At 72.7% G+C, this 24,902-nt stretch carries 27 protein-coding genes; 10 read left to right on the top strand and 17 right to left on the bottom strand.

Going from position 1 to position 24,902, the window contains the following annotated elements; all coding sequences use genetic code 11:
* Positions 1 to 79 precede the first annotated feature (79 nt).
* The 3 genes from HG542_RS31215 to HG542_RS31205 are packed head-to-tail and all read left to right on the top strand — an operon-like array spanning position 80 to position 3,183.
* Positions 80 to 1,378 (top strand): magnesium transporter MgtE N-terminal domain-containing protein, encoded by a 1,299-nt coding sequence (locus HG542_RS31215; RefSeq protein ID WP_171087415.1) that lies wholly within the window; start codon positions 80 to 82, stop codon positions 1,376 to 1,378.
* The gene (locus tag HG542_RS31210) at positions 1,365 to 1,982 is read left to right on the top strand and encodes a DUF1003 domain-containing protein (protein ID WP_171087413.1); all 618 of its coding nucleotides are present in this window, start codon (positions 1,365 to 1,367) and stop codon (positions 1,980 to 1,982) included. Before HG542_RS31215 ends, HG542_RS31210 begins: the two co-directional genes overlap by 14 nt.
* Before the next feature lie 43 nt (positions 1,983 to 2,025).
* On the top strand, positions 2,026 to 3,183 hold the full coding sequence (locus tag HG542_RS31205) for an Mrp/NBP35 family ATP-binding protein (RefSeq protein ID WP_171087411.1): 1,158 nt from the start codon (positions 2,026 to 2,028) through the stop codon (positions 3,181 to 3,183).
* Positions 3,184 to 3,228: 45 nt separating this feature from the next.
* Here HG542_RS31205 and HG542_RS31200 read toward each other — a convergent pair whose 3' ends face one another.
* From HG542_RS31200 to sigE, 5 genes are all read right to left on the bottom strand, one after another.
* On the bottom strand, positions 3,229 to 3,909 hold the full coding sequence (locus HG542_RS31200) for a hypothetical protein (protein ID WP_171087409.1): 681 nt from the start codon (positions 3,907 to 3,909) through the stop codon (positions 3,229 to 3,231).
* A gap of 92 nt (positions 3,910 to 4,001) precedes the next feature.
* Positions 4,002 to 4,439, bottom strand: coding sequence for a sec-independent translocase (locus HG542_RS31195; RefSeq protein ID WP_171087408.1), 438 nt, complete (start codon positions 4,437 to 4,439; stop codon positions 4,002 to 4,004).
* Between the two features lie 128 nt (positions 4,440 to 4,567).
* Positions 4,568 to 5,776, bottom strand: coding sequence for a S1C family serine protease (locus HG542_RS31190; protein ID WP_373313097.1), 1,209 nt, complete (start codon positions 5,774 to 5,776; stop codon positions 4,568 to 4,570).
* Between the two features lie 301 nt (positions 5,777 to 6,077).
* Positions 6,078 to 6,755 carry a zf-HC2 domain-containing protein gene (locus tag HG542_RS31185; RefSeq protein WP_171087406.1) on the bottom strand — a complete coding sequence of 226 codons (678 nt, stop codon included), beginning with the start codon at positions 6,753 to 6,755 and terminating at the stop codon, positions 6,078 to 6,080.
* Positions 6,752 to 7,519: an RNA polymerase sigma factor SigE gene (sigE, locus tag HG542_RS31180; RefSeq protein WP_171087405.1), complete on the bottom strand. Its 768-nt coding sequence runs from the start codon at positions 7,517 to 7,519 to the stop codon at positions 6,752 to 6,754. The genes HG542_RS31185 and sigE overlap by 4 nt, the downstream gene beginning before the upstream one ends.
* Positions 7,520 to 7,698: 179 nt before the next feature.
* Here sigE and HG542_RS31175 point away from each other — a divergent pair, with 179 nt between their 5' ends.
* Positions 7,699 to 8,373, top strand: a complete 675-nt coding sequence (locus HG542_RS31175; RefSeq protein ID WP_171087401.1) for an O-methyltransferase — start codon at positions 7,699 to 7,701, stop codon at positions 8,371 to 8,373.
* 88 nt (positions 8,374 to 8,461) lie between these two features.
* On the opposite strand, the gene HG542_RS31170 is transcribed toward HG542_RS31175, so the two are convergent.
* The gene (locus HG542_RS31170; protein ID WP_003985072.1) at positions 8,462 to 8,629 is read right to left on the bottom strand and encodes a DUF3117 domain-containing protein; all 168 of its coding nucleotides are present in this window, start codon (positions 8,627 to 8,629) and stop codon (positions 8,462 to 8,464) included.
* Between the two features lie 302 nt (positions 8,630 to 8,931).
* Here HG542_RS31170 and chcB point away from each other — a divergent pair, with 302 nt between their 5' ends.
* On the top strand, positions 8,932 to 9,732 hold the full coding sequence (gene chcB / locus HG542_RS31165; protein ID WP_171087398.1) for a 2-cyclohexenylcarbonyl CoA isomerase: 801 nt from the start codon (positions 8,932 to 8,934) through the stop codon (positions 9,730 to 9,732).
* Positions 9,733 to 9,907: 175 nt separating this feature from the next.
* Here the strand turns inward: chcB and HG542_RS31160 are convergent, their stop codons facing one another.
* Both HG542_RS31160 and HG542_RS31155 read right to left on the bottom strand, forming a co-directional pair.
* Positions 9,908 to 10,513 carry a DNA-3-methyladenine glycosylase I gene (locus tag HG542_RS31160; RefSeq protein WP_171087397.1) on the bottom strand — a complete coding sequence of 202 codons (606 nt, stop codon included), beginning with the start codon at positions 10,511 to 10,513 and terminating at the stop codon, positions 9,908 to 9,910.
* The gene (locus tag HG542_RS31155) at positions 10,510 to 10,863 is read right to left on the bottom strand and encodes a DivIVA domain-containing protein (protein ID WP_171087395.1); all 354 of its coding nucleotides are present in this window, start codon (positions 10,861 to 10,863) and stop codon (positions 10,510 to 10,512) included. Before HG542_RS31155 ends, HG542_RS31160 begins: the two co-directional genes overlap by 4 nt.
* 107 nt (positions 10,864 to 10,970) lie before the next feature.
* On the opposite strand from HG542_RS31155, the gene folP reads away from it, so the two are divergent.
* Positions 10,971 to 11,831, top strand: a complete 861-nt coding sequence (gene folP / locus HG542_RS31150) for a dihydropteroate synthase (RefSeq protein ID WP_171087393.1) — start codon at positions 10,971 to 10,973, stop codon at positions 11,829 to 11,831.
* Between the two features lie 17 nt (positions 11,832 to 11,848).
* On the opposite strand, the gene HG542_RS31145 is transcribed toward folP, so the two are convergent.
* Positions 11,849 to 12,598 carry an LOG family protein gene (locus HG542_RS31145; protein WP_171087389.1) on the bottom strand — a complete coding sequence of 250 codons (750 nt, stop codon included), beginning with the start codon at positions 12,596 to 12,598 and terminating at the stop codon, positions 11,849 to 11,851.
* A gap of 58 nt (positions 12,599 to 12,656) precedes the next feature.
* Positions 12,657 to 13,736 carry a succinyl-diaminopimelate desuccinylase gene (gene dapE, locus HG542_RS31140; RefSeq protein WP_171087387.1) on the bottom strand — a complete coding sequence of 360 codons (1,080 nt, stop codon included), beginning with the start codon at positions 13,734 to 13,736 and terminating at the stop codon, positions 12,657 to 12,659.
* 100 nt (positions 13,737 to 13,836) lie between these two features.
* Between dapE and HG542_RS31135 the strand changes: the two genes are divergently transcribed.
* Both HG542_RS31135 and HG542_RS31130 read left to right on the top strand, forming a co-directional pair.
* A complete protein-coding gene (locus HG542_RS31135; protein WP_171087384.1) occupies positions 13,837 to 14,733 on the top strand; it encodes a VldE C-terminal domain-containing protein in 897 nt (298 codons plus the stop codon).
* Positions 14,734 to 15,023: 290 nt separating this feature from the next.
* Positions 15,024 to 15,404 carry an ATP-binding protein gene (locus tag HG542_RS31130; RefSeq protein ID WP_171087383.1) on the top strand — a complete coding sequence of 127 codons (381 nt, stop codon included), beginning with the start codon at positions 15,024 to 15,026 and terminating at the stop codon, positions 15,402 to 15,404.
* A gap of 82 nt (positions 15,405 to 15,486) precedes the next feature.
* Here HG542_RS31130 and dapC read toward each other — a convergent pair whose 3' ends face one another.
* Together dapC and fdxA are read right to left on the bottom strand one after the other, a co-directional pair.
* The gene (gene dapC / locus HG542_RS31125; protein ID WP_171087381.1) at positions 15,487 to 16,581 is read right to left on the bottom strand and encodes a succinyldiaminopimelate transaminase; all 1,095 of its coding nucleotides are present in this window, start codon (positions 16,579 to 16,581) and stop codon (positions 15,487 to 15,489) included.
* Between the two features lie 100 nt (positions 16,582 to 16,681).
* Entirely contained in the window at positions 16,682 to 17,011 is a 330-nt protein-coding gene (fdxA, locus tag HG542_RS31120) for a ferredoxin (protein ID WP_171087380.1), read from the bottom strand.
* A gap of 114 nt (positions 17,012 to 17,125) precedes the next feature.
* On the opposite strand from fdxA, the gene HG542_RS31115 reads away from it, so the two are divergent.
* Both HG542_RS31115 and HG542_RS31110 read left to right on the top strand, forming a co-directional pair.
* Entirely contained in the window at positions 17,126 to 18,109 is a 984-nt protein-coding gene (locus HG542_RS31115; protein ID WP_171087379.1) for a GNAT family N-acetyltransferase, read from the top strand.
* A 32-nt stretch (positions 18,110 to 18,141) separates the two neighbouring features.
* The gene (locus HG542_RS31110; protein WP_171087377.1) at positions 18,142 to 18,990 is read left to right on the top strand and encodes a transglutaminase family protein; all 849 of its coding nucleotides are present in this window, start codon (positions 18,142 to 18,144) and stop codon (positions 18,988 to 18,990) included.
* A 159-nt stretch (positions 18,991 to 19,149) separates the two neighbouring features.
* Here the strand turns inward: HG542_RS31110 and HG542_RS31105 are convergent, their stop codons facing one another.
* The 5 genes from HG542_RS31105 to HG542_RS31085 form a co-directional block, all read right to left on the bottom strand.
* The gene (locus HG542_RS31105; protein WP_176607181.1) at positions 19,150 to 19,722 is read right to left on the bottom strand and encodes a response regulator transcription factor; all 573 of its coding nucleotides are present in this window, start codon (positions 19,720 to 19,722) and stop codon (positions 19,150 to 19,152) included.
* A 38-nt stretch (positions 19,723 to 19,760) separates the two neighbouring features.
* Positions 19,761 to 20,960: an ATP-binding protein gene (locus tag HG542_RS31100; protein ID WP_229922525.1), complete on the bottom strand. Its 1,200-nt coding sequence runs from the start codon at positions 20,958 to 20,960 to the stop codon at positions 19,761 to 19,763.
* Between the two features lie 46 nt (positions 20,961 to 21,006).
* A complete protein-coding gene (locus tag HG542_RS31095) occupies positions 21,007 to 21,750 on the bottom strand; it encodes an ABC transporter permease (protein ID WP_171087374.1) in 744 nt (247 codons plus the stop codon).
* The gene (locus tag HG542_RS31090; RefSeq protein WP_171087373.1) at positions 21,747 to 22,700 is read right to left on the bottom strand and encodes an ABC transporter ATP-binding protein; all 954 of its coding nucleotides are present in this window, start codon (positions 22,698 to 22,700) and stop codon (positions 21,747 to 21,749) included. The genes HG542_RS31095 and HG542_RS31090 overlap by 4 nt, the downstream gene beginning before the upstream one ends.
* A 112-nt stretch (positions 22,701 to 22,812) precedes the next feature.
* A partial coding sequence (locus tag HG542_RS31085) for a hypothetical protein (RefSeq protein WP_171087371.1) occupies positions 22,813 to 24,902 on the bottom strand: 2,090 nt, incomplete at its 5' end.

Genomic DNA, 24,902 nt, shown 5'->3' with positions numbered 1-24,902 from the left:
AGTCCGTACGGCTGCTTTCCCACGGCGGGGAGAAGCCGGTCACGTTAGCCTGAACCGGACACGAGAGGAGGTGCGCGGCATGGCAGCAGGCGCCCCCCGGGTGTTCGTCTCGCACCTTTCGGGCGTGGCCGTCTTCGACCCGAACGGGGACCAGGTCGGCCGGGTGCGCGACCTCGTGGCGATGCTGCGCGTGGGCGGCCGGCCGCCGCGCATCCTCGGGCTGGTCGTGGAGCTCGTCAGCCGGCGGCGGATCTTCCTGCCCATGACCCGGGTGACCGGGGTGGAGTCCGGCCAGGTCATCACGACCGGGGTGATCAACATGCGGCGCTTCGAGCAACGCCCGACCGAGACCCTGGTCCTGGGGGAACTGCTGGACCGGCGGGTCCGCCTGGTGGACGGGGACGGGGAGGTGACGGTGCTGGACGTGTCGATCACGCAGCTGCCGGCCCGCCGCGACTGGGAGATCGACAAGGTCTTCGTCCGCCGCGGCAAGGGCGGCGCGCTGCGCCGCAAGGGCGAGACGCTGACCGTCGAGTGGTCGGCCGTCACCGGCTTCTCCCTGGAGGAGCACGGGCAGGGCGCCGAGAACCTGCTGGCCACCTTCGAGCGGCTGCGCCCCGCCGACCTCGCCAACGTCCTGCACCACCTCTCCCCCAAGCGCCGCGCCGAGGTGGCCGCGGCCCTGGACGACGACCGGCTGGCGGACGTCCTGGAGGAGCTGCCGGAGGACGACCAGATCGAGATCCTGGGCAAGCTCCAGGAGGAACGCGCCGCCGACGTCCTGGAGGCGATGGACCCGGACGACGCCGCCGACCTGCTCTCCGAGCTGCCCGAGGACGACAAGGAGCGGCTGCTGACGCTGATGCAGCCGGACGACGCTGCGGACGTGCGGCGTCTGATGGCCTATGAGGAGCGGACGGCGGGCGGCCTGATGACGACCGAGCCGATCGTGCTGCGCCCGGACGCGACCGTGGCCGACGCCCTGGCCCGGGTCCGCAACCCGGACCTCTCCCCCGCGCTCGCCGCGCAGGTCTACGTCTGCCGGCCGCCGGACGAGACGCCGACGGGCAAGTACCTGGGCACCGTGCACTTCCAACGGCTGCTGCGGGACCCGCCGTTCACCCTCGTCGGCTCGATCACCGACACCGACCTGCGGCCCCTGGCGCCGGACACCCCCCTGCCCGCCGTCACCAGCTACCTGGCCACGTACAACATGGTCGCCGCGCCCGTCGTGGACGAGAGCGGCTCGCTGCTGGGCGCCGTCACCGTCGACGACGTGCTGGACCACCTGCTGCCCGAGGACTGGCGCGAGACGGAACTGCACCACGGCGCGCTCGGCATGAGCGACATCCGGGAGGCCGCCCATGGCAAGCCGTGACCGCAGCCGCGATTCCCTGCCGACCGGGGCGGGGCTGCGCCCCGACCGGTCCGCCGAGCGCGTGAAGGCGGAATCGGCGTCCGTCCACCCGCACGCCCATCCCCATCCGCGCGTCCGGCTGGACGTGCCGCGGGCGAAGCGGCGCGGCTGGCTGCCGGAGTACGACCCGGAGGCCTTCGGGCGGCTCTCGGAGCGGATCGCACGCTTCCTGGGCACCGGGCGCTTCATCGTCTGGATGACGGTGGTCATCGCCCTCTGGCTGGTGTGGAACACCACGGTCCCGCACCATCTGCGGTTCGACCCCTACCCGTTCATCTTCCTGACGCTCGTGCTGTCCCTGCAGGCCTCGTACGCCGCACCGCTGATCCTCCTCGCGCAGAACCGTCAGGACGACCGCGCCAGGATCGACCTGGAACAGGACCGCAAACAGAACGAACGCTCCATCGCCGACACCGAGTACCTGACCCGGGAGATCGCGGGGCTGCGCATGGGCCTCGGCGAGGTGGCGACGCGGGACTGGATCCGTTCGGAGTTCCAGGACCTGGTCAGGGAGCTGGAGCAGCGGCGCGTATTCCCCCGGGAGAGTGAGGAAGCCGACCGCTGAAGGTCTTTCCCCGGGCGCCCTGCCGAGCCGTACCATCAGACCTATGGCTTCCGAAACGAACGGATCGTCTCCGCATCAGGACGCGATCCGCGCCGCGCTCGCGACGGTGAACGACCCCGAGATCCAGCGACCCATCACCGAGCTGGGGATGGTCAAATCGGTGGAGATCGCGGCCGACGGTGCGGTCGCGGTGGCGGTCTATCTGACGGTCGCCGGCTGCCCCATGCGGGACAAGATCACCTCGCTGGTGACGGAGGCGGTCGGCCGCGTCGAGGGCGTCACGGGCGTCACCGTCGAGCTGGACGTGATGAGCGACGAGCAGCGCCGTGAGCTCGCCGCCTCGCTGCGCGGCGGACAGGCCGAGCGCGAGGTCCCGTTCGCCAAGCCCGGCTCGCTGACCCGGGTGTACGCGGTGGCCTCCGGCAAGGGCGGCGTCGGCAAGTCCTCGGTGACGGTCAACCTGGCGGCGGCCATGGCCGCGGACGGGCTGAAGGTCGGCGTCGTGGACGCGGACATCTACGGCCACTCCGTGCCCCGCATGCTGGGCGCCGACGGCCGGCCCACCCAGGTCGAGAACATGATCATGCCGCCGTCGGCGAACGGCGTGAAGGTCATCTCGATCGGCATGTTCACCCCGGGCAACGCCCCGGTCGTCTGGCGCGGCCCGATGCTGCACCGGGCGCTGCAGCAGTTCCTCGCGGACGTCTACTGGGGCGACCTGGACGTGCTGCTGCTGGACCTGCCGCCCGGCACCGGCGACATCGCCATCTCCGTCGCGCAGCTGGTGCCCAACGCCGAGATCCTGGTCGTGACGACGCCTCAGCAGGCCGCAGCCGAGGTGGCCGAGCGGGCCGGTTCGATCGCCGTGCAGACGCACCAGAAGATCGTGGGCGTCGTGGAGAACATGTCCGGGCTGCCGTGCCCGCACTGCGACGAGATGGTCGACGTGTTCGGCACGGGCGGCGGCCAGCTGGTCGCCGACGGGCTGACCCGCACCACGGGGACGAACGTCCCGGTGCTGGGCTCGATCCCGATCGACGTGCGGCTGCGCGAGGGCGGCGACGAGGGCAAGCCCGTCGTGCTGACCGACCCGGAGTCGCCCGCGGGCAGCGCGCTGCGGGCCATCGCGGGCAAGCTGGGCGGCCGCCAGCGCGGGCTGGCCGGCATGTCGCTGGGCATCACGCCGCGCAACAAGTTCTGACGGCACTGACAGCGGTAAGGGGCGGTCTCCCTTGGAGGCCGCCCCTTACCGTTCCGCGTACGCCGTGATGTCCTTGATCACCGAGAAGCCCATGCCGTACGCGCTCATCCCCCGGCCGTACGCACCCAGATGGACGCCGCCCTCCTCGGGCGAGCCGGCGAGCACCCAGCCGTACTCCGACTCCCGGTAGCGGAACTCCGTCGGCGTCCCGTCCACCGGCAGCGACAGGGTCGTCCAGGGGGCCTCGTCCAGGTGGTCGGCCAGCTCCCAGGCGAGGGACGTCTGCTGGTCGAGCCAGTCCTGGCGCAGGGTCCGTTCCATCTGCGCGGGCCACGTGTACGACAGCAGGCCCGAGCCCGCCAGCCAGGCGGCCGAGGAGACCGAGGTGGCCTCCAGCACGCCCGTGCCGTCGGCGCTGCGCCGCACCGGGCGGCCCGCGACGGTCACCACGACGGCGAAGCGGCGGCGCTCCGCGCCCGGGACGGCGTGCCCGGTGCGCAGCGTGGGCTCCTCGCCGTGGCCCGTGGAACCGTGCTCCACGGTGCCGTCGGCGGCGGCGCCGACCTGCATCAGCCAACGGCGGCCCGTATGGGCCTCGTCCAGCCCGTACCAGGGGAAGGACGCCATCAGATAGCCGTCGACCGAGCGCCGCGTGCCGGGCACGCCCTGTGGGCCGTCCTCGGCCGGACCGGTCCCCTGTGCCACTGCCCGACTCGTCGTCTCCATCTGCGCGGCGCCTCCTCGTAGCGGCTGCTCCCAAACAAAGGGAGGATAGCCACCTGCGTCAATGGGGCACCGGATGCGCGGGCCGGGACGTCTCAGGTGGCGTCGGCGTCGAAGGGGGGCCGTTCGCCCGGCTGGAGGCGCTCCTGCGGCTTGTGGAGGTCGGGCTTCTTCGTCAGGTCCGGGCCGCCCGCGGCGGCGGGGACGTCCGTGCGGCCGTGCACCGCGTCGGTGATCTCGCCCATCTCGGACTTGAAGTCGAAGCCGTTGCGGATCTCCTTCAGCCCCAGCTCCTCGTTCTCCATCACGTGCTTGCGGACGAACGTCTTGGGGTGCAGGTCCTGGAACTCGAAGTCCTTGAACTCCGGGCCGAGCTCGGAGCGGATGTCCTGCTTGGCGTTGTCGGAGAACTCCCGGATCTTGCGCAGTGTGCGCGACACATCCTGGATCACCTTCGGCAGCTTGTCCGGGCCGAAGATGAGCACCGCAAGGACGACGAGCGAGACCAGCTCGAGGGGTCCTATGTCGAGCACGTTGCAGCTCCTTGATGCGTCGGTGGCCGAGGATGCAGGCCGTCTATCACGGTACCTGGCCGGAAGAGGTGGGTGGGAGACGCCTCGGCCAACAACAGGCCAAGCGCCGGGGCGGCGGGCCCGCCGGGTCAGCCGGCGCCCGCCGAGCCCAGGGTGAGTGCGGCCGTCTGCTCGCGGCCGTCGCGCCCGATGGTGAGCCGGAGGCGGTCGCCGGGGCGGTGGCTGCGGATCCTGACGATCAGCTCCTGCCCGTTGTGCACCCGGACCCCGTCCACCGCCCCGATCACATCGCCGGGCCGGAGACCCGCCTTGTCGCCGGGGCCGCCGGGGGTGACGCCCTTCGTGTTCACCCGGGCGCCGTCACCCGTATAGGCCATGTCGAGGGTCACCCCGATGACCGGGTGGGTGGCGCGGCCGGTGTTGATGAGCTGCTCGGCCACGCGCCTGGCCTGGTTGACGGGGATGGCGAAGCCGAGGCCTATGCTGCCGCCCTGGGTGCCGCCGCTCTGCCCGGGCTCGCCGGAGGTGCCGCCCGCGGAGCGGATGGCGCTGTTGATGCCGACGACCCGGCCGGCGGAGTCCATCAGGGGGCCGCCCGAGTTGCCGGGGTTGATCGCGGCGTCGGTCTGCAGGGCGTCGACGTAGCTGATGTCGGTGCCCTCCTGCTTCCCGCCCGCGGTGATCGGGCGCTCCTTGGCGCTGATGATCCCCGTGGTGACGGTGCCCGGGAGGTCGAAGGGGGCGCCGATGGCGACGACGGAGTCGCCGACGTGGACGGAGTCGGAGTTGCCCAGCGGCAGCGGGGTGAGGCCGGACACGCCGGACACCTTGATGACGGCCAGGTCGTAGCCGCTGTCGCGGCCGACGACGGTGGCCCTGGCGGTCTCGCCGCCGTTGAACGTCACCGTGATGGAGCCGGTCTGCCCTGCGGGCTGCACCACATGGTTGTTGGTGAGGATGTGGCCCTGCTTGTCGAGGACGCATCCGGTGCCGGTGCCGCTCTCGCCGCTGCCGCTCACATGGATGGTGACCACGCCCGGCAGGGCCCGGGCGGCGATCCAGGAAACGCTGCCGGGCACCCGGTCGGCGGGCCGCTCCCCGGCGGCCGCCTGCGGCAGGTTCAGGGTCCGCCCGAACCCGTCCCGCTGGAGCCAGGCCCCGACCCCGCCGCCGACCCCGCCCGCGACGAGCGCGACGAGCACGGCCCCGCCGACGACCCGGCGCCGCCGCGCCGAAACCCCGGCGGCCTGCGGCTCGGCCACGACGGCCCAGGGGTCGTACCGCCACGGCTCCGCCGCGACGGACGGGGGCGTTCCGCAGGGATCGGGCGCGGGCACCGGGGCTTCTGACGGTGTGTCGGTGTGCCCCGGGGCTTCGCCCCGGACCTCAGGGGCAGTGCCTCGGCTGCGGGCCGTCGGTGGCTGGTCGCGCAGTTCCCCGCGCCCCTCGCGGGGCTGTGCCGGAATCGTCGGGCGGGGATACGCGGCGTCGAGGGCGCCCTTCGTCGTGCGCGGCGCAGCCGAATCCGCCTGGTCCATCCTGTTTTCCCCCACCGTCCCGCCCACAGGGCCCGCCGTCGGGGAGATTCTTCCAGGTCCGGGAGGGCCCGTGGACCGGGCCCCGGGGCGATGGCGGGAATCAGTGCGTGGCGTGCACCGGGAGCGAGGCGCGTGCCAGCGGCGGGAGGACGGGGGCGCCGGACGGGCGCAGCAGGGCCGCGCTGAAGGCCGGCTGCGGGGTCGCGTAGGCGTCGGTGTCCTCGAAGCGGCCCGGCGTCATGTTCAGCGAGGTCGTCGTGACCCCGGAGCCGCCCTCGCGGGCCCGCACCGGGGCGGTCGGGGTCTCCAGCGGCTGGGCGCCGACCAGTGCCAGAGCGGCCAGCGACACCGCTCCGGCCGCCGCGAACGCGAAGCGCCGGCCGCGGGCGCCGCCGCCGCGCTCGACCTCGTGGATCCGGAATCCGCTGTCACGGGGCTGCGGGGCGACCGCCGGGAGGAGGGTGAACGCCGGTCCTGCGAGAGCGCCGAAGCCGACGGCTTTTCCCTGGCCGCCGTCTCCGTCCCCGTCACCGCCCTCGCTTCCCGGCAGGCCCTGCAGCCGGGCGAGCAGCCCTGCGGAGAGCGGCGGAGGCGCCGCCTCCGCGAAGACGCTTTTGAGCCGGCGCTGGGCGTCGGCTTCCGCTTTGCAGGTGCGGCAGGTCGCGAGGTGCGCGAGCACCCGCTCCCGGGACTCGTGCCCCAACTCCCCGTCGACCAGTGCCGCGAGACGGTCGCCGAGGTGGTGCTCGGCGGGGGACTGACCGCCTGAACCGGTCACGCGATCCCGACCTCCCCACTCAGCTGGACCCCGGGGGCCACCCCCGCAGGCTCGCGCCGCTCGGCCCGGGCGGCGGGCGACCGGTGCTGGAGCGCCTTGCGCAGGTGGGAGCGGCCGCGGTGGATACGGCTCCGCACGGTGCCGAGCTTCACGCCGAGCGTCGCGGCGATCTCCTCGTAGGACAGGCCCTCGATGTCGCAGAGCACGACCGCCGCCCGGAACTCCGGGGCGAGGGTGTCCAGCGCCTGCTGGACGTCCGCGTCGAAGTGCGTGTCGTTGAAGTGCTGCTGGGGCGACGGCTCCCGGCTGGGGAGCCGCTCCGCCGCGTCCTCGCCGAGCGCGTCGAAGCGGATGCGCTGCCGGCGGCGGACCATGTCGAGGAAGAGGTTGGTGGTGATGCGGTGCAGCCACCCCTCGAACGTCCCCGGCGTGTACGTCGACAGCGAGCGGAAGACACGGACGAAGACCTCCTGCGTGAGGTCCTCGGCATCGTGCTGATTGCCCGTGAGGCGGTAGGCGAGGCGGTAGACCCGTGCGCTGTGCGTGCTGACGATCTCCTCCCAGCTGGGAGGAGTCCACGCCTGCGCATCCGCATCGGCGGTGAACGTCGCGGTGGCTGCGGTGGGGGAACTGTCAGCGGTGTAGGTCACGGATTTCGGCTCGGCGGCGGACCTGCGGAAGCGCCTCAGCACTCCCCGGCGGTCTCCGCCCGCAGCCGCACCTCCCCTGTCGGCTCTGGTGGTGTCCAGTGGAGCCCCTACCATATCCACCTCGCCCGTTAGCTCCGGATAAGCATTTTTGACCCGCTTTTTGGTCTCGACCTGGAGGGATCCCCGCGTCACCGGACCGCGACGGCCGGCGCCGGGATCCGGCCACCGCCCTCCACCTCTCCCAACGCCCGGTCCCATCTGCGGGTTCCCGTGGGCAGCGGATACAGTCTCGGGTGCGTCGACCACGGGGACAGGAGAGGGCCATTACCGGCAACCGGCAGACGAGCTGGGCGTTCGCCGATGCGTTCGTAGCCGAGGACGAGGCAACGCGCTGGGCCCGGGACCGGGCCCGGGAGGCGGGCCTCCGCTCGGTGTCGTCCGGCACCGGGGCTGCGCTGCGCCTGCTCGCCGGAGCGGCGGACGCCAAGGCCGTCGCCGAGATCGGCACCGGCACCGGGGTGTCCGGTATCCATCTGCTGCACGGCATGCGGCCGGACGGTGTGCTGACCACCGTGGACAGCGACCCGGAGTGCCAGCAGTTCGCCCGTCAGGCGTTCCGCGCGGCCGGCTTCGCCGGCAACAGGGCGCGGTTCATCCCCGGCCGCGCCCTGGAGGTCCTGCCGCGGCTCGCCGACGGCGGATACGACCTGGTCTTCTGCGACGGCGACCGGCTGGAGTGCCTGGACTACCTAGCCGAATCGTTGCGCCTGCTGCGCCCGGGCGGACTCGTCTGCTTCGAGGGCGTCTTCGCGGACGGCCGCACGGTCGACTCGACCCTGGCGCCTCCGGCGGAGGTGCAGCGGGTACGGGAACTGCTGCGGGCGGTACGGGAGTCGACGGTGCTGATGCCGTCGCTCCTCCCGGTGGGGGACGGACTCCTCTGCGCGGTCCGCCGCGGCACCCCGTAAGGGACGCCTCCGCACTCACGGTTGCCCCGGAAACACCACTGCCCCGCGCCGGAGGCGACAGGGCAGTGGGGGGATTGTGGGCCGTGCGTCAGACGGTGACCTTCTCCAGGGCCTCGCCGAGAGCCTTGGCCTCGTCAGGGGTCAGCTCGACGACGAGACGACCGCCGCCCTCGAGCGGAACCCGCATGACGATGCCCCGCCCCTCCTTGGTCACCTCGAGCGGGCCATCGCCCGTCCGCGGCTTCATGGCCGCCATGCTCGTTCCCCTTCCTGAAACCAGCTCGTCGCAGCCGACAACCCAGGTGTCACCGGCATCGAACACATTGCTTCCAGGCCATTATCCCGCATCGCGCGACCCAATGACCAACATCGGTCCGCATCCCTTCGGCAACTCCCTCCCGCAAAACCACTCAATTCGGGGATCGGATGGTCGTCCTGCACCCGGGCCGGGCCCGTACCGGGAGGCGATTCTTTGACGCAGGTCACATATCCGCAGCGGATGATCTCCGGCATGCTGAGCCCCGCAGACGCTGCAGCCGAGAGGGAGGGACCCGGACCATGGCAGACGCCGTGCTCTACGAGGTGGCCGACGGACTCGCGACGATCACACTGAATCGTCCCGACGCCATGAACGCGCTCAACACCGAGACCAAGTGCGCCCTTCGGGACAGCCTGCAGCAGGCCGCGGCGGACCCCGCCGTACGGGCCGTGCTGCTGACCGCCACCGGACGGGCGTTCTGTGTGGGCCAGGACCTCAAGGAGCACATCGGCGCGCTGGCCGCCGACCGTGAGCACGGCACGTCGGCGGCCATGACGACCGTCGCCGAGCACTACAACCCGATCGTCTCGGCCATCGTGCAGATGCCGAAGCCGGTCGTGGCGGGCGTGAACGGCGTGGCCGCCGGGGCGGGGGCGGGCTTCGCGTTCGCGGCCGACTACCGGGTGGTCGCGGACACCGCCTCCTTCACCACCTCCTTCGCCGGGGTGGCCCTCACCGCCGACTCGGGCGTCTCCTGGACGCTGCCCCGCCTGATCGGTCACAGCCGCGCCTCGGACCTGCTGCTCTTCCCGCGCACGGTGAGCGCGGACGAGGCCCGCGAACTGGGCATCGCGAACCGGGTCGTCCCGGCCGCGGACCTGGCAGCCGAGGCGGTCGCCGTTGCACGGCGGCTCGCCGGGGGGCCGACCGTCGCCTACGCGGCGATCAAGGAATCGCTCGCGTACGGGGCCGGGGCCTCGCTGGGCGAGGCGCTGGCGAAGGAGGACGAACTCCAGACGCGGGCCGCGAGGTCGGAGGACCACCACATCGCGGTGGAGGCGTTCGTGAAGAAGGAGAAGCCGAAGTTCTCGGGGCGCTGAGCCGGGGCGCCCCGAAGGGGCGCGGGGAAACTGCGCGACCAGCCACGACGCGCCCGCAGCCGAGGAACCCGGGACTGCGCCCCGGACCTCCTGGGTTCTGACTCGACTGCGGGCCGGTGGGGGCTGTCGCGCAGTTCCTCCCCCAGCTACCGCTGAGAGGTGCCCCCAGCGCCCCTTACGGGGCGCCCAACTGGGTGCCGCGCGCAGCGCACCCGGCGAGATGGTCGTTCACCAGCCCGCATGCCTGCATGAGGGCGTACGCCGTCGTCGGCCCCACGAAGCGGAAGCCCCGCTTCTTCAGGTCCTTGGCCAGGGCCGTCGACTCCGGTGTCAGCGCCGGGACATCCGCGCTCGTGCGCGGCGCGGCCCGGCGGCCCGGCGGTGCGTACGACCACACCAGGGCGTCCAGCTCCCCCTCCCCCAGCTGCGCGGCGGCCCGCGCGTTGGCGACCGCCGCCGCGATCTTCGCGCGGTTGCGGATGATGCCCGGGTCGGCGAGCAGCCGCGCCTCGTCCTCCTCCGTGAAAGCCGCCACCTTCTCGACGGAGAAGCCCGCGAAGGCCGCGCGGAAGCCCTCGCGGCGGCGCAGGATCGTCAGCCACGACAGCCCGGACTGGAAGGCCTCCAGGCATATCCGCTCGAACAGGGCGTCGTCGCCGTGGACCGGGCGGCCCCACTCCGTGTCGTGGTACGTGCGGTAGTCCGCCATGGACTCCGTCTCCAGGCCCCACGGGCAGCGCCGCAGGCCGTCCGGCCCGACGACCGTTCCGGAACCGCTCATGACCGCCCCTCCTCCTCGCCGGACGGCGCCCGGCGCTCGCGCTCGATGGCCGCGGCCTGGGCGCCGGCCAGCGCCGCCTCCAGCTCGGCGATGCGGGCGTCCCGCTCGGCGAGCTCGGCGCCGAGCCGGTCGAGCGCGTCGTCGGTCTCGTCCATCCGGTAGCCCCGCAGGGCCACCGGCAGGCGCAGCGCCTCGACATCCGCCCTGCCCAGCGGCCGCTGGGCGGGGAACGGCCGGAAGGCCGCATCCGGCCCGGCCTCGGGCAGCGTTCCGCCCCCGCCTCCCCCGGCGACGGCAAGGGTGACCGCGGCGACCACCACGACGAGCGCGATGAGCAGGAACCAGAACACGATCGTCTCCCCGTAGTCCTCCGTCAGCCGAACCGTCCACTCCCGATCGTGCCATGCCGCACTGACAGCTATGGTCGCTGCCTGACCACCGAGAGGGAGTAGGGAAGATGCTGCGGCTGGGACGACGCGAGTTCGGCGTTCACGAACCGGTGATCATGGCGATCGTCAACCGGACCCCGGACTCCTTCTACGACCAGGGCGCCACCTTCCGCGACGAGCCCGCGCTGGCCCGCGTCGAGCAGGCCGTCGCGGAGGGCGCGGCCATCGTGGACATCGGCGGCGTCAAGGCGGGGCCCGGCGAGGAGGTCACCGCCGAGGAGGAGGCGCGCCGCACGGTCGGCTTCGTGGCGGAGGTCCGCCGGCGCCACCCCGACGTGGTCATCAGCGTGGACACCTGGCGGCACGAGGTGGGCGAGGCGGTCTGCGAGGCGGGCGCCGACCTGCTCAACGACGCGTGGGGCGGCGTGGACCCGAAGCTGGCCGAGGTCGCGGCCCGGTACGGGGCGGGCCTGGTGTGCACGCACGCGGGCGGCGTGGAACCGCGCACCCGGCCGCACCGCACCGTCTACGACGACGTGATGCAGGACATCCTCGACGTCACCCTCGGGCTGGCCGAGCGGGCCGCCGCGCTCGGTGTCCGGCGCGACGGCATCCTGATCGACCCCGGGCACGACTTCGGGAAGAACACCCGCCACTCGCTGGAGGCCACGCGCCGGCTCGGCGAGATGGCGGAGACGGGGTGGCCGGTGCTGGTGTCCCTCTCCAACAAGGACTTCGTCGGCGAGACGCTCGACAAGCCGGTCAAGGAGCGGCTGATCGGGACGCTGGCGACGACCGCCGTCTCCGCGTGGCTGGGGGCGCAGGTGTACCGCGTCCACGAAGTCGCCGAGACGAAGCAGGTGCTGGACATGGTGGCCGCCATCGCGGGCCACCGGGCACCTGCGGTGGCCCGGAGGGGTCTGGCCTGACGGGGCGCGAACGCCCCTTACGTCCCCGCCTCCTTCGTCACCACCTCGATCGCTTCGTCCACATCGTCCGTGACGTGGAACAGCTGCAGGTCCGCCGCCCCCGCCTTGCCCTGGGCGACGAGCGTGTCCCGCATCCAGTCGACCAGGCCCCGCCAGTACGCGGCACCGAAGAGGACGATCGGGAAGCGCGTCACCTTCTTGGTCTGGACGAGCGTGAGCGCCTCGAACAGCTCGTCCAGCGTGCCCAGTCCGCCGGGCAGGACGACGAAGCCGCTCGCGTACTTCACGAACATCGTCTTCCGGACGAAGAAGTAGCGGAAGTCGACGCCGAGGTTCACATACGGGTTGATGCCCTGCTCGAAGGGCAGCTCGATGCCCAGGCCCACGGAGACGCCGCCCGCCTCCATGGCGCCCTTGTTCGCCGCCTCCATGGCGCCGGGGCCGCCGCCCGTGATGACCGCGAAGCCGGCCTCCACCAGACCGCGGCCGATGGCCTCGCCGGCCCGGTACTCCGCGCTGCCGCGCCGGGTGCGGGCGGAGCCGAAGACGCTGATGGCGGGGGGCAGTTCGGCGAGGGCGCCGAATCCCTCGACGAACTCGGACTGGATGCGCAGCACCCGGAAGGGATCCTCGTGCACCCAGTCCGCGGTCCCGCGGGTGTCCAGCAGATGCTGGTCGGTGGTGCCCGCCTGCATCTGGCCGTGGCGTCTGACGACCGGCCCCCGGCGCTGTTCCCGCTGTGCGCGCGTCCCTTCGGGGTTGACCATGCGTACGCTCCCTCCGCTGCGGATCGTTGCTGTTCAGCGTAGGCCTACCCAGGCCGGCTCAGGAGATGAGCCAGCTGCGCAGCCGCTCCTCGCAGTGGTGGATCTTCTCGACGGCGACGTGCTCGTCGCGCTTGTGCGCGTACAGCGCGTCACCGGGACCGTAGTTGACGGCGGGCACGCCGAGCGCGCTGAAGCGGGAGACGTCCGTCCAGCCGAACTTGGGCTGTGCGGTGCCGCCGACGGCCTCCATGAAGGCCACGGCGGCCGGGTGGGAGAGGCCGGGCAGGGCGCCGGCCGAGTGGTCGTCGACGGTGAACTCCGTGATGCCGCAGCCCTCGAAGACCTCGCGGACGTGGGCGAGTGCGTCCTCCGGGGAACGGTCGGGGGCGTAGCGGAAGTTCACCGTCACGGTGCAGGCGTCGGGGATGACGTTGCCCGCGACCCCGCCCTCGATGCGGACGGCGTTGAGGCCCTCGCGGTACTCCAGGCCGTCGATGACGGGCCGTCGGGGCTCGTACGCGGCCAGCCGGGCGAGGATCGGGGCGGCGGCGTGGATGGCGTTGGAGCCCATCCAGCTGCGGGCGGAGTGGGCGCGCTCGCCGGCGGTCCGCAGCAGCACCCGCAGGGTGCCCTGACAGCCGCCCTCGACCTGGCCGTCGGAGGGCTCCAGCAGGACGGCGAAGTCGGCGGCCAGCCACTCCGGGTGGGCGTCGGCGAGGTGGCCGAGGCCGTTGAGGTGGGCGGCGACCTCCTCGTTGTCGTAGAAGACGAAGGTGAGGTCGCGGTTGGGCTCGGGCACGGTCGCGGCGATGCGCAGCTGCACGGCGACGCCGGACTTCATGTCGCTGGTGCCGCAGCCCCAGAGGATGCCGTTTTCGTCCAGCCTTGAGGGCACATTGTCCGCAATGGGAACGGTGTCGATGTGCCCTGCGAGGACGACGCGTTCGGCGCGGCCCAGCTCCGTGCGGGCCACGACGTTGTTGCCGTACCGGTGGACCGTCAGGTGCGGGAGGGCGCGCAGCGCCGCCTCGATGGCATCGGCCAGTTCTTTCTCCGTACCGCTCTCCGAACGGATGTCGACCAGCCGGGCGGTGAGGGCGGCTGCGTCGAGGGACAGGTCGAGTGCCATGGGGTCCATGACCTGGAGCCTAACCGGCGGTACGGCCGGGCGGGAACGGTACGGCCCGCCGGGGAGGGCAGCGACGGATGTTGCCACGTCTCTCAAGTAACGTGGGCGCATGCCCCGGATCTCCACCGCCCGTCGTGGCCGATTGCTGCGGACCGTCGCCGCCTGTGCCGTGTTGCTGGCACTCATCGGCTACGGCATCGCCCAGCTGGTGACGGGCGGCCCGGGGGCCCCGCGGTGCACGGCGCGTGCCCAGGGTCAGTCGTACGCCCTCTCGCCCGAGCAGGCGGTGAACGCGGCGACGATCTCGGCCGTGGGCACCTCGCGCGGGCTGCCCGAGCGGGCCGTGACCATCGCGCTGGCCACGGCGATGCAGGAGTCGGGGCTGCGCAACATCCATCACGGGGACCGGGATTCGCTGGGTCTGTTCCAGCAGCGGCCGACGCAGGGCTGGGGCAGCGCGTCCCAGATCACCGACCCGGTCTACGCGGCGGGGAAGTTCTACGACCACCTGGTGCAGGTGCCGGGCTACTCGCGGCTGCCGCTGACGGTGGCCGCCCAGCGGGTGCAGCGCAGCGGTTTCCCGCAGGCGTACGCCAAGCACGAGCCGGACGCCTCGCTGCTGGCGTCGGCGCTCACGGGCCGGCAGACGGCCGCGTTCAGCTGCACACCCAGCCCCGGGGACGGCAAGGCGGGCGATGCGTCGGCGGTGAGCGCCAAGCTGGAGCGCGAGTTCGGGCCGTCGGTGCAGCCGGTGATGTCGAGCGGGAAGGGCACGGTGACGGTGCCCGTGCAGCCGTCGCCGCAGGCACCGGAGGACGGGACGGAGCGGCGCGGCTGGGCGCTGGCGTCCTGGGCGGTGGCCCACGCGGCCGAACTGCGCATCGCGCGCGTGTCGTTCGAGGGCCGGGTGTGGACCGCCGAGGACGCGAAGGACGGCTGGCGGAAGTCGAAGGACAAGAAGGACAACGACCCCTCTCCGACCCTGCACATCGCCACCGTTCAGTAGTGCGACGGGCCACCCCCGGGACGTACGCCCCGGGTACCGGAATTGCCGCACGGCAAGCCGCCCGCACACATTCCCGAAGAAGCCCCAACTTCCTTGCGATGAACGGCTTGTAGGGCTTTTACGCACCCGCTCGGGTGGTCCGGTTTGGCGGGATTCCTGCATAGCCGATAATGCGATGCATTGCCAACTCTTTACATTGGCCCACCGCAACCTTCAAGGGACTCACGCGGTAGTCACTGCGTCCGCTCGCCGGACAGCAATCGACCTCCCACTCCGTCACAAGGAGAAACATGTCCCTCCCCCTCACGCGTCGGATCGCCCAGGTCGCCCTGTTTGTCGCAGCAGGCGCCGGTACCGTCCTCGGCGCCTCCGGTGCCGCGAACGCTGCGGACCTGGCGCAGGCCCCCGACCTGGCCAGCGGGCTGAGCGCGGCGGACACCTCGCACGCGGTCAACACCGTTTCCGGGGCCACCCAGAAGGCCGGAGGCACGGCGACCGAGGTCGGCAACAAGGCCGTCGGGACGACCAAGAACGTCGTCGAGCACACCGGCCACGAGACCGCTCCGAAGCTCCAGGCCGCCGGGCAGCAGCTGCTGGGCCAGGCCGGCGGCGCCGTCGGCCAGACCGCGGGTCACCTGCCCACCGGGCAGAACCTGCCGCTGGGCGGCTGACGCCGTTTCCCACGCGGAACGCGCAGGGGCCAGGGAGAGCGAGTCGCTCTCCCTGGCCCCTTTCGCATCACGGGTGCCGCGTCTACGCCAGGCGACGGACCGCAGCCTCCACCCGCTCGTCGGTCGCGGTGAACGCAATCCGCACGAACCGCTCGCCCGCGGCGCCGTAGAACTCGCCCGGCGCGACGAGGATGCCGCGCTTCGACAGATCGGCGACCGTGTCCCAGCAGGGCTCGTCGCGCGTGGCCCACAGGTACAGCGAGGCCTCGCTGTGCTCGATCCGGAAGCCCGCGGCCTCGAACGCGGCCCGCAGCTTCGCCCGGCGGCGGGCGTAGCGCTCGCGCTGCTCCGTGACGTGCGCGGTGTCGCCGAGGGCGGCGACGGTGGCCGCCTGGACGGGCGCGGCCACCATCATCCCGCCGTGCTTGCGGATCTGCAGCAGCTCGCCGAGCACCGCGGCGTCACCGGCCAGGAAGGCGGCGCGGTAGCCGGCCAGGTTGGAGCGCTTGGACAGCGAGTGCACGGCGACGATGCCCTCGAACGAGCCGCCGCAGACGTCCGGGTGCAGCACGGAGACCGGGTCGGCCTCCCAGCCCAGCTCCAGGTAGCACTCGTCGCTGAAGACCAGCACCCCGTGCTCGCGGGCCCAGGCGACCGTGCGGCGCAGCTCGTCCATGGACAGGACGCGGCCGGTGGGGTTGGACGGCGAGTTCAGCCAGAGCAGCTTCAGGTTCGTGGGGTCCAGCTCGGTCGGCTCGTCGTAGACGACGGGCTCGGCACCCGCCAGCCGGGCGCCCACCTCGTAGGTGGGGTAGGCGAGGCGCGGGTAGGCGACCTTGTCGCCGGCGCCGAGACCGAGCTGGGTCGGCAGCCAGGCCACCAGCTCCTTGGAGCCGACGACCGGCAGCACATTGGTGTGCGCGACGTCCCGCGCGCCCAGGCGGCTCTCCGCCCAGCCGGCCAGGGCGTCGCGCAGCGCGGGCGTGCCCCACACCGTGGGGTAGCCGGGGCTGTCCGCGGCCTCGGTCAGGGCCTGCTGCACGATCGCCGGGACCGGGTCGACGGGGGTACCCACCGACAGGTCGACGATGCCGTCCGGGTGGGCGGCCGCCGTGGCCTTGTACGGCTCGAGCCGGTCCCAGGGGAAGACGGGGAGACGGGAGGAGACTGCGCCCACGTGATCGCTCGCTCTCTTGTACTGGGGTGGTCCGGGGTTGCGGCACGTAACGCCGCGGCCCCGCACGGCGGAGGCCGTACGGGGCCGCGGGCGGCTGCCGTCAGTGCTGCGGGTTGATGTCCGCCGGCAGCGCGGCGATGAAGGGGTGGTCCCGCTCGATCAGGCCGAGCTTGGAGGCGCCACCGGGCGAACCGAGCTCGTCGAAGAACTCGACGTTCGCCTTGTAGTAGTCCTTCCACTCCTCCGGGGTGTCGTCCTCGTAGAAGATCGCCTCGACCGGGCAGACCGGCTCACAGGCACCACAGTCGACACATTCGTCCGGGTGGATGTACAAGGACCGGGAGCCCTCGTAGATGCAGTCGACGGGGCACTCCTCGATGCACGCCTTGTCCTTCACGTCGACACAAGGCTGCGCGATGACGTAGGTCACGCTGTCGTTCCTCCTCGGTAGGGCCAATCTCGCGCGGGAGCGCGGCGTCGTCGATGCCCACACCTAGTATCTCCCTCCCCGGGCACATGACGAACAAGAGGGGCGGGCAGAGCTGTGGAATTCACCACGGGCGGAAGGCTGGAAGTCCGGATCACCGCGGCAGATGTGGGAAAAAGGGTCTCCGTACGGCGCCTGAACGACTCCGCCCGGTCCCCGGAACGGTTCACCGACACCGTCGGAGAGCTCGTCTCCTGGGAGGGCGGTGTGCTGCGGATCACTCGCAGGACTGGGGAAACGGTTGAAATTCCGGAGGCGTCGCTCGTCGCGGGCAAGGTGGTGCCGGCCGCTCCGCCCCGCCGCCGGGGCCCGGCGGCCACGGTGCGCGAGCTGCAGGAGACGGCGGCACGCGGCTGGCCCGCGCGGGAGACGGAGCGGCTGGGCGACTGGACCCTGCGGGCCGCGGGCGGCTTCACCGCCCGGGCCAACTCGGTGCTCGGCCTCGGCTCGCCCGGGCTGCCGCTGCCGGAGGCCGTGGACCGGGTCGCGGAGTGGTACGGGCGGCGCGGACTGCCTGCCCTCTTCCAGCTCCCGGCCGGGCACCCGGAGGCGGAGGAGCTCGACGCCGAGCTGGCGGGGCGCGGCTGGACGGTCGAGCGGAGCGCACTGATGCAGACGGCCGCGCTGGCGCCGGTCGCGGACACCGGCGCCGACACGGGCGCGGTGCGGCTGTCCCGCGAGCCGGACGCGGAGTGGCTCGCGGTGTACGGGCCCGCCGGGGGCGGCGCCGGGGACGCGCGGGCGGTGCTGACGGGCGGGCCGTCGGTGTGGTTCGCGTCGGTGCCCGGCGCGGCGATCGGACGGTGCGTGGTCGACGGCCGGTGGGCGGGGTTCTCCGCGCTGGCCGTGGCTCCGGAGCACCGTCGGCAGGGGCTGGGCGGGCTGATCATGGCCCGGCTGGCGCAACAGGCGCTGGACGAGGGTGCCTCGGCGGCGTATCTCCAGGTCGAGGCCGGCAACGGCGGGGCCGCTGCGCTCTACGACGGGCTCGGCTTCACCACCCACCACGCGTACCACTACCGCCGCGAGCCGCGGCCGTAGCCACGGCCGCACCATGGAGGAGGGAGGCAGCCATGGACGACACGACCGAACGCCGGCGGCGGTTCGCCGCGGCGGCCCGGGACGAGCGGCCCGACCTGGCGCTGCTGTGCCTGCTGGTCGAGCAGGAGGCGCTCGTCGAAGGGGGTGAAGCGGGTGACGAGTGCGTCGTCGACGCCGCCCAGATCGAGCTGGACCGCCTCGCCGGGCTGCTGCCCGCGCTGGGCCGCGGGGCGTCCCCGCAGCGCTGGGCGGAGGCGCTCGGGGAGCTGCTGGGCGGGCGGTGCGGCTTCCACGGCGTGCCCGCCGACTACCGGCGGCTGGAGTCCTCGCTGCTGGGCGCGGTGCTGACGCGGCGGCGCGGTCTGCCGATCCTGCTGTCGGTGGTGTGGATCGAGACGGCCCGCCGGGCCGGGGCGCCGGTGTACGGGGTGGCCCTGCCGGGGCACTTCGTGGTCGGGTTCGGGGACCCGTACGGCGAGCACGTACTGGTCGATCCGTTCGACGGGGGACGGATCCTGTCCGAGGACGACGCGGGGCTGCTGGTCGCCGGGGCGACCGGGGCGCCGCTGTCGCCGTCCGTGTTCTCGCCGGCCGAGCCGCTGGACATCGTGCTGCGGGTGCTCAACAACATCCGCGCGTGGGCGGCGGCGCGGCCCGAACGCAGCGACGTCCAGCTGTGGGCGGTGGAGCTGGCGCTCCTGCTGCCCAGCCATCCGGCGCGGTTGCGCTTCGAGCGGGCCGAACTCCTCGTGGAGCGGGGCGATTTCGCGCGGGGCGCGCGGGAGATGGAGGAGTACGCGGAGGTCCTCGCGGCGGCGGACCCGACGGTGGCGGAATCGGTCCGGCACCGGGCGCTCGCCGCGCGGGCGATGCTGAACTGAGCGCGCCGCCAACCGCGCCCCGTAAGGGGCGCGGGGAACTGCGCGAACGGCCCCCACCGGCCCGCAGCCGACGCACCGCCCTTGGGGTCCGGGGCGGAGCCCCGGGAACCTCAACTGCGGGCGCATCGTGGCCGGTCGCGCAGTTCCCCGCACGGCGCGCTACAGCCACCCCTTGTCCCGCGCGATGCGAACCGCCTCCGCGCGGTTCCGCGCTCCCGTCTTCTGGATGGCCGTCGACAGGTAGTTGCGGACGGTGCCGTTCGACAGGTGCAGCCGCGCAGCGAGTTCCGCGTTGGTGGAGCCGTCGGCCGAGGCCGTGAGGACCGCGCGTTCGCGGTCCGTCAGCGGGTTGGCGCCGTCCGCCAGGGCCGCCGCGGCGAGGGTCGGGTCGATGACCCGCTCCCCGCGCAGCACCCTGCGCAGCGCGTCCGCCAGCCGGGCCGCGGGCGCGTCCTTGACCAGGAAGGCGTCCGCGCCGGACTCCATCGCCCGGCGCAGATAGCCCGGGCGCCCGAACGTGGTCAGGATGACCACCTTCAGCGCCGGCAGTTCCCGCCGCAGCAGCGCGGCCGCCTCCAGGCCCGTCAGGCCCGGCATCTCGATGTCCAGCAGGGCGACGTCGACCGGCGTCGCCCTGGCCGCGTCCAGCACCTCGTCCCCCCTGGCCACCTGGGCGACCACGTCGATGTCGCCCTCCAGCCCGAGCAGGGCGGCCAGGGCTTCCCTGACCATGGACTGGTCCTCGGCGAGAAGTACGCGGATCTGCTGAGTCACACGGACAGGGTAGGCGGCCGGGACGCCGCCCTGCGCGAGAGCGGGACGCAGGCCCGCAGCCGGAAGCCGCCGCCCCGCGCCGGGCCCGTCTCCAGCCGTCCGTCGGCCAGCGCCAGGCGCTCCGTCAGGCCGGTCAGGCCGTTGCCGTAGGGGCCGCCCGGCCCGTGCCCGTCGTCGGCGACCGTGAGGCAGAGTTCGTCGTCCTGCTCCGCGATGGTCACCTCGCAGCGGCGGGCCCCGCTGTGCCGCACCACATTGGTCACCGCCTCCCGCAGCGCCCAGGCCAGGGCGCCCTCGGCGTCGGACGCGAGGTCCGGGTGGCGGGCGGGCGCCTTGGCGAGGTCCACGGCGATGCCGGCCGCGGCGAGGGCGGTACGGGCCCCGGCGAGCTCGGACTCCAGGGTGGGGCGGCGAAATCCGCTCACCGCCTCCCGGACGTCCACCAGGGCCTGCCGGCTGACCTTCTCGATGTCCGCGACCTGCTGCGCGGCCTTCTCGGGGTGCTCGGGGAGCATCCGCCCGGCGAGCTCGCTCTTCAGCGTGATGAGGGAGAGCGAGTGTCCGAGCAGGTCGTGGAGGTCCCGGGCGAGCCGCAGCCGTTCCTCGTTCGCGGCGAGGTGGGCGACGGTCGCCCGTGCCTCGCGCAGCTCCCGCATGGTGCGGCCCATCTGCATGACAGCGATCATCGCCGCGCCGCCCAGGAAGGTGGGCAGCACGAGCATCAGCACCTCGACCGTGGCCGCGTGCTCGACGGTGCCGAGCACGAAGACGGTGAGCGAGACCAACGGGACGGACCGCAGCGACCACTTGAGCGGCAGCATCACGCCGCTGGAGATGGAGACGTACACCAGCAGGACCGTCCACGCCCCGCCCATGGTCAGCGTCAGCGTCACGGCGAGGACGTACAGCCCCGCGAGCAGTGCGGTCCGGCGGGGCGCGTACCCCTCGGGCCGCGGGGCGAGGACGAGGTAGAAGTATCCGGCCACGAAGGCGGCCAGCCCGATCCAGCCGAGCTGGACGGCGAGGGTCGAGTGCCTGCCGCTCCTCAAGTCGTCCACCGCGTAGTACAGGTACGACATGTAGAGCAGCGTCCAGCAGGCCTTGATCAGCAAGTGGCGCCAGTCCTCCGGCGCCTTGCCGACCCGGGCGAAGGGACTCTCCGCGACCTTTTCCATGGGATCGTCGTGCTCGTTCATGCTCGCAGTCTCCCCGTCACCACCCGGGCCGGTAATTGACACTCCGTCAGGACTTGTGCGTGTCCTTGCGGTACAGCCAGGCGGCGGCACCGGCGAAGAGCACACCGTAGGCGACCATCAGGGCCACGTCCTTGAAGTGCGGGGCGTTGCCCTGCTCGATGGCCTGGCCGAGCGCCGCGTAGGCGTGGGTGGGCACCCACTTCGCGATGCTCTGCACCCAGTCCGGGAAGACCGCGGTCGGCATCCACAGGCCGCCCAGGATCGACAGGCCGAAGTACACGATGAACGTGACGGGACGCACGGCGTCGCCCGTGACGAGGTAGCCGATCGCCACGCCCAGCGCGGCGAAGACGATGCTGCCCGCCCAGATGACCCCGGTCAGCGCGAACCACTGCCAGACCCCGTCGAAACGCACGCCCTTCGCGGCCGCGGCGACGATGAACACGACGAGGATCGACGGCAGCGACACCACGGCCGCCGAGGCGATCTTGGCCGCCACGTAGCCGCGGCCCGGCAGCGCGGTGAGGCGCAGCTGGCGGACCCAGCCCTTCTCGCGCTCCTTGGCTATCCGCTCGCTGTTGCCCACCAGGACGGCGGTGATGGCGCCGAAGGAGGCCATCGAGACCATCATCAGCAGCGGGAGCGTCAGGTGCGTGCCCTTGACGATCTCCGCCTTGCTCGCGCCGCCCGCGATCACCACATAGAGGATGGCCGGGTAGGCGACCGAGAAGAACATGAACTTCTTGTTGCGCAGCGTGCGCGTGATTTCGAGCTTGATCAGGGTGTTCATCGGGCTGCCTCTTCGGCGGTCGCGGCTTCGGTGATGGCGATGAAGGCCTGCTCCAGGCCGAGGCCCGCGACCTCGAGGTTGCGGGGGAAGAAGCCGAGCCCGTAGAGCGCGTGCACGGTGGAGTCGGCGTCGTGGGACTGGATACGGACCGTGCGGCCCGATATCTCCAGGGCGGTCAGGAAGGGGAGTTCGCGCAGGGCGGCCTCGTTGATGGGCCCCTCCAGGTCGAAGACGATGCGCCGGGCGCCCGCCTTCGCCTTGATCTCGGCCGCCGAGCCGTCCGCGAGGACCCGGCCGCGGTGCAGCACGATCACGCGGTCGGCGATCGCGTCGGCCTCCTCCAGGTAGTGGGTGGCGAAGAGCACCGCCCGTCCCTCGTTGGCCTGTTCACGCATCACGGCCCAGAAGGCCTGGCGTGCCGAGACGTCCATACCGGTCGTCGGCTCGTCGAGCACGATCAGCTCGTTGGCGCCCGCGGTGGCGAGCGCGAAGCGCACGCGCTGCTCCTGGCCGCCGGAGAGCTTGTTGACCATGCGGTCGGCGATCTCCTCGACACCCGCGTTCTTCATCACGCGGTCGAGCGGGTACGCGCGCGGGTGCAGGTCGCAGGCGAGCTTCACCAGCTCGCGGACCTTCACGTCCTCCATCAGGCCGCCGCTCTGCAGCATCGCGCCGACCTTGCCCTGCGCGATGGCCTGCTGCGGGGTCGTCCCGAAGAGCTGCACCCGGCCCGCATCGGGGTTGCGCAGCCCGAGCAGCAGGTCGAGGGTGGACGACTTGCCCGCGCCGTTGGGGCCGAGCAGGGCGACGGTCTCGCCCGGGTGGAGTTCGAGGTGGAGATCGGCCACGGCCTTGACGCTGCCGTAGGACTTGCTGACGTTGTCGAAACTGACCACGGGGGCGCCGCCGGTACGGCGCCCTTCCCCCGTGAACGTTGCTGTAGTGGTCATGCCGACCATCATCGCCGGTGGCGGGCGACACGTGCAGTGTCGGTCGTCGTGAACCGGGGATGACAGATGTCATGGGTGGCGGCGCCCCGCAAGGGCGCCGCCACCGGGCCCGTCAGCTCCCGTTGACCGCGATCGTCGCGATCCGCTCCGCCGGGGTCCTGCCGCGCAGGGCCTTGCCGAGGGCCCCGGCGACGTCCTGCGGCGTGACCGGCTTCTTCGTGCCGTCGCCGCGCTGGATCAGGACACCGTTGAAGGCGTTCCCGTACAGCTCCTTGAGCGCCTCCAGGTCGTAGCTCTCGACGAGCTTGCCGTTGACCTCCTTGACGGAGAGGATCTTCGGCAGCGAGCGGTCCGGACCGAACTGGATCTTGTGTACCGGATCCGTCTGCACCGTCACCAGACCGGACATCGCGGGCTCCGCGAAGTCCTTCATCATCCGGTCGACCTCGGCGTTGCTCACCTTCGGCTGCTGCCCGGAACTGGGCAGCGCCACCGGCTTGTCGGGGCCGCCCGCCACCCGGGCCTTGTACGCGTCCGAGATGACCTGCACCGACTTGTCGACGTCCAGGCCCTCGTGCGCCTTGCCGTAGACGGCGACGGCCTTGCCCGGCTCGAACTTGATGGTGCCGTCGCCCGCCGCGCCCGTCTCGCCGGACAGCGCCTTGAGTGCGGAACCGATCTTCTCCTCGTCCGCGACCACGGTCGGCTCGGCCTTGCGGGAGCCGCCGAAGAGCGAGCCGATGACGGTCAGCGGGTTGTAGTCCCGCCCGGACACGGACCGCACGGTGGCCTGGGTGTCGATGGACAGGCCCGCCACCGACGGCTTGAGCTGCGCCGTCTTGCCGCCGACCGTGACCTGGAGCGGGGCATTGGCCCGGCTGCCCAGGGCGGAGTCGAGCTTCTGGACGGCCGCCTCCTTGGATGTGCCGCCGATGTCGACGCCGAGCACGGTGGTGCCGTTGGGCACGTCCGCGTGGTCCATCAGCAGGCCGGCCGCGTACGCGACGCCGACCAGGCCGACGATGCCGCCGCCCAGCAGGACGAGCCGCGAACGGCCGCCGCCCTTCTTCTTGGGCGCACTCTTCTTCGCCGCGGGTGCGGCCTTCTTGTCCTCGCTCTTGGGCGCGGCCGGGGGCGGCGGCACCTGCGTCTTGGGCTTGGGCACCGCGATGCGGGGCGCGCCGCTGTCTATCGGCGGTTTCGGCCCCTGTCCGGCCGCCGGGGGCACGGCGGCGGGCACGCCGCTGACCAGCGTCTCGCTGGACGGAGCCGGAACGGTTCCGCCGCCCTTGGGACCGCCCTTGGGACCGCCCTTCTTCTTGGAGGGCGGCGCCTGCGGGGTCAGCGGTGCGCCCTCGCCGGGCGTGGCCGCGGGGAACTGTTGCGTGGCACCGGCACCGCTTGCGGCTCCCGCCGCGCCTGCCGCCGGGCCGACGCGCTCCCAGGAGCCCTTGCCGTTGCCCGCGGCGGGGGCGGGCGTGCTGCCGGTGGTCGACGGGTCCGCCGGCCACGGCGTCGCGCCCGTCGTGGACGGGTCGCCGGGTACGGGCATGGTGCCCGTCGTCGACGAACCACCCGGCCAGTCGTCGACCTGACCGGTCGCCTGCTGCCACGGCGTCGCACCGGTGGTGGACGGGTCGCCGGGTACGGGCATGCTGCTGGTCGTCGACGAACCGCCCGGCCAGTCGTCGGCCTGACCACCCGGCTGCTGCCACGGCGTCGCACCGGTCGTCGACGGGTCGCCGGGTACGGGCATGCTGCTGGTCGTCGAGGAACCACCCGGCCAGTCGTCGACCTGACCACCCGGCTGCTGCCACGGCGTCGCACCGGTCGTGGAGGGGTCGCCCGCCATCGGCGCAGCGCCCATCGCGCCGTTCGCGCCCATGCCCTGCACAGGCCAGTCGTCGGCCTGACCGGCCGGCTCCTGCCACGGCGTGGCACCGGTCGCCGACGGGTCACCGGCCATGGGTGCGGCACCCATGCCCATGCCCGCACCGGCCGGGCCGCCCGCAGGGCCGTCCCCGGGGCCGCCCACGTACGGTGCGTCGCCCGAGCCCACGGAGCGGCCGGGGGCGCCCTTCTCCCACAGGGAGCCGCTGCTCATGCCGGCCGGCGGGCCGCCGCGCCACGGGGCGGACGAGCCGGGGGCGCCGCGCTTCGGCAGCGGCGGCTTGTTGCCCTGGGCCGCCGCCGGGGCACCCG

The sequence above is a fragment of the Streptomyces morookaense genome (assembly GCF_013030945.1).
GTDB classification, from domain to species: Bacteria; Actinomycetota; Actinomycetes; order Streptomycetales; family Streptomycetaceae; genus Streptomyces; species Streptomyces morookaensis.
This window is presented reverse-complemented; position numbering and strand designations above follow the sequence as displayed.

What these genes read in the sequence shown, in the direction of transcription:
- HG542_RS31215 (WP_171087415.1), top strand. Translation starts at nt 80, where the DNA reads ATGGCAGCAGGCGCCCCCCGGGTGTTCGTCTCGCACCTTTCGGGCGTG.
- HG542_RS31170 (WP_003985072.1), bottom strand. Translation starts at nt 8,629, where the DNA reads ATGGCGGCCATGAAGCCGCGGACGGGCGATGGCCCGCTCGAGGTGACC.
- HG542_RS31130 (WP_171087383.1), top strand. Translation starts at nt 15,024, where the DNA reads ATGTCCCTCCCCCTCACGCGTCGGATCGCCCAGGTCGCCCTGTTTGTC.
- HG542_RS31205 (WP_171087411.1), top strand. Translation starts at nt 2,026, where the DNA reads ATGGCTTCCGAAACGAACGGATCGTCTCCGCATCAGGACGCGATCCGC.
- dapE (WP_171087387.1), bottom strand. Translation starts at nt 13,736, where the DNA reads ATGGACCCCATGGCACTCGACCTGTCCCTCGACGCAGCCGCCCTCACC.
- HG542_RS31095 (WP_171087374.1), bottom strand. Translation starts at nt 21,750, where the DNA reads ATGAACACCCTGATCAAGCTCGAAATCACGCGCACGCTGCGCAACAAG.
- HG542_RS31090 (WP_171087373.1), bottom strand. Translation starts at nt 22,700, where the DNA reads ATGACCACTACAGCAACGTTCACGGGGGAAGGGCGCCGTACCGGCGGC.
- HG542_RS31100 (WP_229922525.1), bottom strand. Translation starts at nt 20,960, where the DNA reads ATGAACGAGCACGACGATCCCATGGAAAAGGTCGCGGAGAGTCCCTTC.
- sigE (WP_171087405.1), bottom strand. Translation starts at nt 7,519, where the DNA reads ATGGTAGGGGCTCCACTGGACACCACCAGAGCCGACAGGGGAGGTGCG.
- chcB (WP_171087398.1), top strand. Translation starts at nt 8,932, where the DNA reads ATGGCAGACGCCGTGCTCTACGAGGTGGCCGACGGACTCGCGACGATC.
- HG542_RS31105 (WP_176607181.1), bottom strand. Translation starts at nt 19,722, where the DNA reads ATGGTCAGGGAAGCCCTGGCCGCCCTGCTCGGGCTGGAGGGCGACATC.
- folP (WP_171087393.1), top strand. Translation starts at nt 10,971, where the DNA reads ATGCTGCGGCTGGGACGACGCGAGTTCGGCGTTCACGAACCGGTGATC.
- HG542_RS31110 (WP_171087377.1), top strand. Translation starts at nt 18,142, where the DNA reads ATGGACGACACGACCGAACGCCGGCGGCGGTTCGCCGCGGCGGCCCGG.
- HG542_RS31200 (WP_171087409.1), bottom strand. Translation starts at nt 3,909, where the DNA reads ATGGAGACGACGAGTCGGGCAGTGGCACAGGGGACCGGTCCGGCCGAG.
- HG542_RS31160 (WP_171087397.1), bottom strand. Translation starts at nt 10,513, where the DNA reads ATGAGCGGTTCCGGAACGGTCGTCGGGCCGGACGGCCTGCGGCGCTGC.
- HG542_RS31135 (WP_171087384.1), top strand. Translation starts at nt 13,837, where the DNA reads ATGCCCCGGATCTCCACCGCCCGTCGTGGCCGATTGCTGCGGACCGTC.
- HG542_RS31145 (WP_171087389.1), bottom strand. Translation starts at nt 12,598, where the DNA reads ATGGTCAACCCCGAAGGGACGCGCGCACAGCGGGAACAGCGCCGGGGG.
- HG542_RS31210 (WP_171087413.1), top strand. Translation starts at nt 1,365, where the DNA reads ATGGCAAGCCGTGACCGCAGCCGCGATTCCCTGCCGACCGGGGCGGGG.